General features: G+C 71.5%; 2 protein-coding genes and 1 pseudogene. All 3 read right to left on the bottom strand.

Annotation, left to right across the window (positions count from 1 at the left end; genetic code table 11):
• Positions 1-216 (bottom strand): annotated as a pseudogene (locus ACYVE9_RS22510) (hypothetical protein); the annotation flags it as partial.
• Complete coding sequence (locus ACYVE9_RS22505) at positions 216-863, bottom strand: RNA polymerase sigma factor (protein ID WP_461029714.1); 648 nt, start codon at positions 861-863, stop codon at positions 216-218. The pseudogene ACYVE9_RS22510 and the gene ACYVE9_RS22505, both read right to left, overlap by 1 nt.
• A gap of 346 nt (positions 864-1,209) precedes the next feature.
• Positions 1,210-2,547 (bottom strand): beta-N-acetylhexosaminidase (locus ACYVE9_RS22500; protein WP_461029713.1); only part of this gene is annotated, 1,338 nt, incomplete at its 5' end.

Raw genomic sequence — 2,547 nt, 5'->3', positions numbered from 1 at the left:
TCCGCCGCCGGCCGCCTGTCCGCGGGCTTCGCGGAACGCCGCGAGAGCGGCGTCCTCCCCGGGCAGTTCGGAGGTGGCGGGCGGGGCGTCGGCGATGCCGCGCAGGGCCTGCTGGAGTTGTTCGGCGTCCGGGGCGGCTGCGGAGTCGACGGGCCGGCCGCGCAGCAGGCGCTCCGCGGCTTCCTCGTCGAGCCAGTTGTACCGCTCGTCGGACATCACGTTTCTCTCAGCGTTCGCGCCGCCCTTTCCGTCACACCCCGCACACGGTTCGGTCGATGATCTGGAATGGTGCCGTCCGACCCGTCGGACAGTCCCTCGCCGTCGAGCATCTCCGCCAACCGCCGCAGGCCGCGGTGTGCGGCGGTGCGGACGGCCCCGGAACGTTTGCCCAGCACCTGGGCCGCGCTCTTCGCGTCGAGTCCCATGACCACACGCAGTACGACGGCTTCGGCCTGGTCGTCGGGCAGCCGACCGATGAGCGCCATCGTCCGGCCGGTGTCGAGGGCTTCCATCGCCTCGTCGGCGGTGTCGGCCCCGCCGGGCAGGACGGTCAGCTCGCTCTCGTCGCCGCCGGCGACCGGGCGGCGGCTGCGGGCCCGGATGTGGTCGAGAGCGCGGTTGCGGGCGATCCTGGCGGCCCAGCCGCGGAAGCGGTCCGCGTCGCCGCTGAACCTGTCGAGGTCACGGGCTATCTGGAGCCACGCTTCGGACGCCACGTCCTCGGCGTCCGACTCGGGAACCAGTGTCCGTACGTATCCCAGCAGCCGCGGCTGGACGGCACGATATACGGCACGGAAGGCGGTTTCGTCGCCTTCCTGTGCCGCACGCACCGCGGCGGTGAGTTCCGCCTCGTCCCCCTGCACGCTGACGTCCTGCCCTACTTTGCGTGGTGGTTCCGGCCACGCCCCTGGCCGGGCGAACCGCTCGGTTCAGTCTGTTCAATCTTCGACTAACCCGTCTGTATGCAGAACGCTACGGCCTTCCCCACGCTCTCGTCCATGCCGAACCGGGGAGTAGATGTACTTGCATCTGTACTTGCAGGCGTACGTGCACGCTCTCTCCGAGGGGCGTGTAACACATATCGGGGCCTTGGCGCTGAGTGGAGTACGGACCTGCCTGCGCAGTCCGTACTCGACGGCGGCCGGGGTCTCTCCTGTGGGGGGTGGCGACTCCGGCCGTCTTCGGCGTTCCGGGGCAGCGCCCCCGCACTCACTCGGTCCGTTCGGCCAGCTCGGTGAAGTCTTCCCAGCTCAGTGCCGGCTCCTCCGGGTCCCACAGCTTCTGGGCGGTGGCCGCCAGCGGCAGCCGAATGCCCTCGGCCACCTCTTCCGTGGTCTGCGCGTCCGCGAGGTCGCACCACACCGCGAACCGGCCGCCGAGCACCCGGTCCGGTCCCGAGACGTCCTCGGACACCGGCTGGGTGCCGCGCAGCACGGCCGGTGTCCACTCCCGGTAGATGCGCTCGCCGGTGGGATAGGTGAACTGCTGCGGCTCACCGAGTACGTAGTAGAGGTACTCGTCGTTGAGGTTGACGAGGTTCCAGCCCTCGTCGAGGTACTCCTGCGGTTGCCGGGCCCCTATCTCCTTGCCCGTCCAGTACGCCACCTGACGGTCCTTCGAGGGCCGGACGGTGCCGCCGCGGTGCATGCCGTCGTTCCAGACCTGCGGGATCCGGTCCATCCCGGTGACGACGGCGGCCCGGTCGTTGAGCCAGCCGGTGGCGAGGTCCTGGACGGTCGCCTGCGGCCCGTGGCGCTCCCGGGCGGCCTTCAGCAGGCCGGGAAAGGAGGCGCCCGGGTCGGCGGCGGTGAGCGGGCGGTACTCGTCACCGCCGAGGTGCCAGTAGCGGCCGGGAAAGAGTTCCGCGTACTCCCGCAGCAGGTCGTCGACGAGTCGGGCGGCCCGCGGGTCGGCGATGTTCACCGCGCCCCGTACCGGCTTGCCGTCCCGGCCGCGCAGCTGCAGCTCGGGATGGGCCTTCAGCACGGCGCCCAGGTGACCGGGCGAGTCGATCTCCGGGATGACGGTGATGTGCAGCGACTCGGCCAGCTCCACGATCCCCCGCACCTCCTCCTTGGTGAGGTGCGCCTCGGACACGATCTCGGGGTGGCTGCTGCTCTCGACCCGGAACGCCTGGTCGTCGGAGAGGTGCAGTTGCAGCTGGTTCAGCTTGAGGTCGGCCATCCGCCGGATGCGGGCCTCGATCCACTCCGCCGGGAAGTGCTTGCGGGCGATGTCCAGCATCAGCCCTCGCTGCGGCCGGTCCGGCCGGTCCCGGACGACGCCCTCCGACATGCGTCCGCGGTCCCGGACGGACTGCAGCAGGGTGCGGGTGCCGTAGAAGACGCCGGCCTCGGCGCTGCCGGCGACGGTGACGCGGCCGTCCCGGGTACGCAGCACGTACCCCTCCCGACCGCCCTCGGTGCCCTCGCGCAGCACCAGTTCGACGTCCCCCGCCGCCGCGGGCCCGGCACTGAGCCCGATGCCCAGTTCGCGGGCCAGCGTGCGGGCCTCGTCGACGAGCGGGCCGTCGGGGTCGACGACCAC

The organism is Streptomyces sparsus (genome assembly GCF_054776295.1).
This window is presented reverse-complemented; position numbering and strand designations above follow the sequence as displayed.